The sequence below is a fragment of the Microbulbifer okhotskensis genome, assembly GCF_023895975.1.
Lineage (GTDB): Bacteria > Pseudomonadota > Gammaproteobacteria > Pseudomonadales > Cellvibrionaceae > Microbulbifer > Microbulbifer okhotskensis.
In genome coordinates this window covers 1-5,280 of record NZ_JALBWM010000172.1, presented here as the reverse complement: position 1 = coordinate 5,280, position 5,280 = coordinate 1, and the positions used below count along the sequence as shown (strand labels likewise).

6 protein-coding genes are annotated in these 5,280 nt (G+C 44.9%); 2 read left to right on the top strand and 4 right to left on the bottom strand.

Features of this window, described 5'->3' with window-relative positions; genetic code table 11:
- Nucleotides 1-122 precede the first annotated feature (122 nt).
- Entirely contained in the window at nucleotides 123-1,175 is a 1,053-nt protein-coding gene (locus MO867_RS20290) for a competence protein CoiA family protein (RefSeq protein ID WP_252472481.1), read from the top strand.
- An 86-nt stretch (nucleotides 1,176-1,261) separates the two neighbouring features.
- Here MO867_RS20290 and MO867_RS20285 read toward each other — a convergent pair whose 3' ends face one another.
- The 3 genes from MO867_RS20285 to MO867_RS20275 all read right to left on the bottom strand — a co-directional run bounded on the left by MO867_RS20285 (nucleotide 1,262) and on the right by MO867_RS20275 (nucleotide 3,033).
- Complete coding sequence (locus MO867_RS20285) at nucleotides 1,262-1,804, bottom strand: hypothetical protein (protein WP_252472479.1); 543 nt, start codon at nucleotides 1,802-1,804, stop codon at nucleotides 1,262-1,264.
- Between the two features lie 75 nt (nucleotides 1,805-1,879).
- A complete protein-coding gene (locus MO867_RS20280; protein ID WP_252472477.1) occupies nucleotides 1,880-2,422 on the bottom strand; it encodes an imm11 family protein in 543 nt (180 codons plus the stop codon).
- Entirely contained in the window at nucleotides 2,419-3,033 is a 615-nt protein-coding gene (locus MO867_RS20275) for an AHH domain-containing protein (RefSeq protein ID WP_252472475.1), read from the bottom strand. Before MO867_RS20275 ends, MO867_RS20280 begins: the two co-directional genes overlap by 4 nt.
- A gap of 826 nt (nucleotides 3,034-3,859) precedes the next feature.
- On the opposite strand from MO867_RS20275, the gene MO867_RS20270 reads away from it, so the two are divergent.
- Nucleotides 3,860-4,750 carry an IS4 family transposase gene (locus MO867_RS20270; protein ID WP_507161426.1) on the top strand — a complete coding sequence of 297 codons (891 nt, stop codon included), beginning with the start codon at nucleotides 3,860-3,862 and terminating at the stop codon, nucleotides 4,748-4,750.
- A gap of 100 nt (nucleotides 4,751-4,850) precedes the next feature.
- Here MO867_RS20270 and MO867_RS20265 read toward each other — a convergent pair whose 3' ends face one another.
- On the bottom strand, nucleotides 4,851-5,201 hold the full coding sequence (locus tag MO867_RS20265; protein ID WP_252472471.1) for a Mor transcription activator family protein: 351 nt from the start codon (nucleotides 5,199-5,201) through the stop codon (nucleotides 4,851-4,853).
- Nucleotides 5,202-5,280: the final 79 nt, after the last annotated feature.

Below are 5,280 nucleotides of genomic sequence, written 5' to 3'. Positions count from 1 at the left end.
CGACCAGAGCGCTGCTTGATCAGGCCTGTTGAACACCAGAATTGACAATAACTCGCTGTAGTTTCAAGATGAGCTTATTTGTAATAATTGGCGACAGATAAGGGATTATGAGTCATAGGGTTATGAGTACACTAATACCATTTGCGATAAATAGGGAAAGTGGCGAACTTTGTGGTGTTGAAGATGTGCCACGTGGGCGCAGCTGTAATTGTGTCTGTCCCTCTTGTGGGCAGAGCGTTGTTGCTAGGCGTGGTGAGAAGGTGGAATGGCACTTTGCTCATGACAGTCGTGCCGAGGTAGTAGCTGAAAAAGAGTGTGACCTATCTTTTGAGTCGGTTTGTGCTCAAATGCTTAGGCAAATGCTACTTAGTTTAAAAAATGAGCCCTTAGCCCTTCCTGACTACATTGGAACTGTGGAACTAGTTAGAAATGGGAAGCCATTCGAAAAACTGACGTGGATAACTAGAGCTTCGAATCCTGTTGTCAGTGAGTACAAAGAGTTTTCTATTCCTTATACGCTCATAGCAGCGATACAAAATCATGAGCTGCTTCTCGATATCACGCATAGAGAGCGTGTGGCAATAAGCCTTGATGATTACCCTGGTAAAGTGTCAGGTCATTTGGAGTTTGACGTGTCAGACTATCTATCTTCACTAGAAATTAAGGGGCCTCGCGGAATTACTTATAAGGCTGCTATGCGTAGATGGGTAACTGAAGAGGTTTTAGCTAAAAGATGGCTTAATCACAAAAGAAAAGAGAGGAAGCTTGATAAGCTAAGAGAGGAGCTAAATGAAAGCCTTGATAATGAGATAGCACATTCGAAAAATATGTTGCACGAACAACGCCGAATATCAAGGAATGCAAATAATTCTATAGGGGCACATAGGCATCAGAGAGTTAGCCCCCCTAAAGTTCCTAGTGATAAGTATACTCATGAAGCAATGAGAAGAAGGGTTCAAGAAGAAGAAAGAAAAGAAAAAGAATCTAGAAGGCGGTTATTAGAAGGTGAATGGCCTAATACTCAAAGCTACTGTCCAGTTTGTAAGTATAAACTTGTTGCTCAGAAGTGCTCCTCTTGTTCTCCAAACGAATATACCAGGACTATGTGTCATGACTGTGGTGGGGCACGCACTGTAAAAACATGCCTGAACTGTGGTGTCTCAGCTAAAAAATGAAGCTCAGGTTTTCTCAGGCTAAGGCCCATATCTGGAGGCTGTTGGAGCCTTCACCGATTGGGCCCGCTTCGAGGCTGTCAGGCTAACTAGTAGTGAGTCAGGTTGGTGCTGAACAGTAGGCCGTCAAGCTTCTCAGCCTCAACCACGTCTTTGAATGCGTCGGTGCAGTAGATGGTTATATAGGATTCCTTGCTCCTAAATACCGGAACATCCTTCAGCTTGTCTTTATCGAACTCAATACCTGTCAGTAGATTTCCATTCAGGGTGACTGAGTCGGGAACTACTGCGTCGAGGTCTTCAGCAATTATCAGTGGATTGAACAGGTAAAACTTTGCATTCTGGTGAGTGCATGGCAGAAACTCGCCATAAGGGCCTAAGACCCCTTCCAGTGCTTTATAAGCCGATTCGTGCAATACAAGATAGTTTTGCCACTTAGATAGCGTGGGGATATTAGGGAGGCCATCTTCTAGGCAGAATTCAATTTCGAGAGGTTCCCATTCGTCAGCATAGCGTTTAGGCCTTATATCGATAATGAAATCATCATCCCCGCGCTTATCTTCGACTTCATCGATGTTGAAATGCGGGGTCATGTAGTCAGTACAGTTGGTGAATACTTGGTAAAGATTCACAATGGTATTTATCCCAGCCTTGCTGGCGGGCTCGTAGTGTCAACCAGGAGTCCGCCTAGTGGCTACGTTGCTGAGTTAGACGTGTGCCAGTTTGGCGCTGAATCTTAGCCCTTCGAGCTTCTCTTTCTCAACAAGGTTCTTAAAGGCTTCGGTGCAATAAATACAAATATATGACTCTTTAGTCCTGAATACTGGGGTGTCTTTTAGCTTTTCTTCATCAAAAGCAATACTTGCGAGCAAACCGTCATCTTTTGTGACAGAACCTGGCATTACCGCGTCGAGGTCTTCAGCAATTGTAAGAGGGTTAAATAGGTAAAATTTAGCCCCCTGATATGTGCAAGGTAGAAACTCACCGTACGGACCCAGCATACCCTCAAGAGCCTTGTAAGCCGACTCGTGCAGTACAAGGTAGTTAAGCCATGTAGATATCGCAGGAATCACGGGGGGGGAGTCACAAGCTTTAATACTCAACTCCAAGGGTACCCAGTCACTTGCGTAGGCTTGGGGCGTTGTGAAGATTGTGAAATCATCATCACCGCGCTTATCTTCAACCTCATCAGGGTCAAAGTAGACGGTCATGTAGTTATTGTCATCTTCAAATACTTGATAAAATTTCATGCTGTTTCTAAGGCTTTAAGTTCGGCGGCGGTTAACATAACAAAAGTAGGGAAGCTGGAGAACTTCAAATCGTATTCTATGCCCCTAAGCAACTTATCTATAGCCTCTTCCGAAAGGTTATTTAGGTCTAAGGTCTCAAACTTTAATTTTAACCATAAGTAATAACCATTTCTGTGAATACGGGAGTGTGGGACTGCGGCAGGCATTTTGGGGTGCGGAGTATCGGCTGTTCTTCGTGGAAGCCAGGTTCCATTCCTAATGTCATCCATCCTGATGTTAACCCGAGCCAAAATACCCCTCTGGCGCGTAGCCTTAGTGTGTGTTCCTGAAACAATTGCATGAGCATCACAGTTTCCACCTGGATGCGGTTTACCGTTCTTGTCCATAAATTTCCCAAGCCGGGCGGAGTCGTGCTCTTCGCTCCGTAGCTCCTTTCGGCTCATGGTGACAGCTTCTTGACGGTACTTATCTAGCGTTTCCTCAACCTGCTCTACAACCTGTAGAGCCATATAGTCCGCTTTAGTGATATTGTCCTTTGAGGCGAACATATCTATAGCCACCTCGCGGCGGTCTTTCAAATAGTACGGTTTTGGCTGTTCGTAGTGTCCCATTTGTATCTTTCCTCCCTGATGTTTCTGGCACCGTAGAATACCTAAGCTAGGTGGAATAATAAATATATCGTGAGTTACAAGCCTTTACTTTCGCCATGATGGCAGGAATTTTTCGATTTATTTCTACTGTCTCGCAAGAACCGCCTTTCAGCTTTCCCGCGCGTACTGGTCGCAAAACTCTGAGAAGGTGGCAATGGGGCGCACCCTCTGCTGAAAGGGCCTCTGTGGCTCTCTGAGCCGCTTTACTGGCCTTGGGGGTGGTTGATGTTGATGCGTTTTAGTGCTGCTTGGGGAGCACCTCAGTATTTCTCAGTAAGAATTGCGAACAAAGACCATATTGGTACGTTAGTGCACCTCATGTCTGTGGCTTGCTAATTGAGCTGCAAAAATCTTCCCTTTGATTGTTTTAATGAGTCAGGCAAATCGACACGGTTCCACATCCGGATTAACCTCTGAGTTTCTGGCACACATGCCACATATCTGTTTTCTTGTGGCAAGTGATGTAAACAAGCCTCAAGACTAGGGGCGTTTATGTCATACATAATCGTATAGCTGAGTAGTAAGGGAGTTCTCAATATGGAAATAGATTCTAATCAAATAGATACGTCTCCAAAATGGAGGTCGCTAATTAGAGATTTTAAGCGGCTAATTGCAGTGTCACTCATCATCGCTATTTGCGCTGGGGCGATGTACGCATCTACGTTTAACGGGGGGTTATCCACTGACAGTGGCGCTAAGTTTTATACACAAGTTTTTCCAGTTTTATTATGTAAATCAATAAGTTACAGTTTGTCCTAGTAAGAATTACAGATTTGATTGGATTATTATGCAGGACTGGGTCATGGACGAAGTAAAAAATCAGGTTATGGGTGATACACGCTTGAATAAGCGCTTGTCCAATATTCTTAGTAGTTTAAGTTCAGATCCAAAGAATAGCATTCCCTGTGCAAACAAAACTTGGGCAGAAACGTTTGGGGCTTATCGTTTTATCGAAAATGATAAAGTCAACTTTGACTCTATTATGAGCGGCCATAAATCGGCAACTCTTGAGAGAATCAAGGCGCAGCCCGTTGTTCTTATCCCTCAAGATACCACCTTTCTAAATTTTGCCACTGACTTAGAAAGTAAAGAGATGGGAACACTTAGACGGAAAGAGACCAATCAGCAACTGTTGCACACCTCCATCGCTATAACACCATCAAGAGTTAACTTGGGTGTCGTTGAGGGCAGTATGTGGCAGAGAGATAAGGAGTCAAGCGCTAATTCCCGCTATACCAAGTCGATAAAGGATAAGGAGAGTCGACGCTGGCTAGACCATTACGAAACGGCTTGTCAGATACAGGAGCGCTGCCCTGAAAGCACAATTGTGAGTATCGCTGATAGAGAGGGGGATATTCATGAGTGGTTTCAACTGGCGGAAGATCAAAGCGAACAGCGACGTGCGAGCTATATCGTTCGGGCTAAGGCAAATCGCACCTTGGAGCTTGATGGAGAAGAAACGGTTTTGCTTTGGGACCATATGAATGAGCAGAAATCTATTGGTCAATACACGGTAGATATTCCCAAGCGGAATGGAGAACCTGGAAGAAAAGCCAAAGTCAGCGTATCCACTACTGAAATACGATTACTAGGAAAAGGAAAATCTAAAAGACCACTTTCTCTCTATGCTGTACTGGCTAAAGAATTAACCCCACCAGAGTGTTCCCTAATGAGATAAACCCCACCTAATGATGCAATAAATCCTGGGACTAGGTGGGATATACCGGGGTTATATGGGATAGAGTTTACAACGGCGTTGCATGTGGTGAAATGGAGACTTAGAAGAGTTCAGGTTGATTTGGATCGCCTTTCGCTCTCACTCTCGAAATGACTTTGTAGATGCCACGCACTGTCATACCGTATTTGCGTGCTAGTTGTGAATGGTTGCGTCCGTTGAACTCTTCGTAGATCTGAGCATCACGAGACGCAACGCGGTAGTGATAGTCCTTCGGAACCGTTACGATTTGCCCGCCCCAGGTTGTAGCCAAATGATCAGCAATAGCGCAGCCCGCCTGATCCGCAATATCTGAATTCACCCCATGCTGCTTTAACACCTCGCGAGCATGGGCGTGGATTTCCTCCAGGAGTTCATGACGGCGGCTCTCCATATTTGGATCTTGATGCCTCACTGTTTTCCTCCTTTATTCTCTTCACGATCCAGCCAGGCTTTCAGCGCTTCGATCACTTTTGTAGCCTGCTGACCATTTA

Excerpts from the sequence above, each read along its gene's own strand:
- MO867_RS20280 (WP_252472477.1), bottom strand. The coding sequence starts at position 2,422 with ATGAAATTTTATCAAGTATTTGAAGATGACAATAACTACATGACCGTC.
- MO867_RS20275 (WP_252472475.1), bottom strand. The coding sequence starts at position 3,033 with ATGGGACACTACGAACAGCCAAAACCGTACTATTTGAAAGACCGCCGC.
- MO867_RS20270 (WP_507161426.1), top strand. The coding sequence starts at position 3,860 with ATGCAGGACTGGGTCATGGACGAAGTAAAAAATCAGGTTATGGGTGAT.
- MO867_RS20290 (WP_252472481.1), top strand. The coding sequence starts at position 123 with ATGAGTACACTAATACCATTTGCGATAAATAGGGAAAGTGGCGAACTT.